The sequence below is a fragment of the Bifidobacterium xylocopae genome, from assembly GCF_003315615.1.
In the GTDB taxonomy this organism is placed as follows: Bacteria; Actinomycetota; Actinomycetes; order Actinomycetales; family Bifidobacteriaceae; genus Bombiscardovia; species Bombiscardovia xylocopae.
On record NZ_PDCH01000093.1, the window covers coordinates 1 to 432 of the forward strand.

1 protein-coding gene is annotated in these 432 nt (G+C 62.3%); it reads right to left on the bottom strand.

Features of this window, described 5'->3' with window-relative positions; translation table 11 throughout:
- A partial coding sequence (locus tag CRD59_RS07760; RefSeq protein ID WP_201736597.1) for an Ltp family lipoprotein occupies positions 1–357 on the bottom strand: 357 nt, incomplete at its 3' end.
- Between the last annotated feature and the right edge of the window lie 75 nt (positions 358–432).

The following is a 432-nucleotide window of genomic DNA, read 5'->3' on the forward strand; positions in this document are numbered from 1 at the left end:
GGAGGGGTAAGGGTGGTGAATGTACAGGTGGATGGTCAGGAGAGTGAGAGTGGCGTCCGAGACCGGCGCACCCTGCCGCTGGAGGTCCTGCGCGATTATGAGCGAATGCGCAGGGTAGTCTGCGGTTACATGTTCGATTGCATACTGTGCGGCCCACTGCGAGTAGTGGTCGCGTTTGCCGGTCAGCTGGTCGCGGATGCATTCCTCGGACAAATGCATGGAGTCCACGTATTGCTGGGCTTTGACCGCGGCTTCCTTATAGGAGGCTGGCAGGGGGGTGGGCACCGGTGCGTGCTTGCGTTTGGGCGCGGGTGGGGAGGGGGTTGGTGTGGGTGAGTGGGGTATGGTGGGGGGCATTGGGTGGAGGTTGGCGAATGTGGTGTGTGGGGTGTGGGAGGGGGTGGGGGGGAGTGTTAGGTGGTGTGTTTTGGT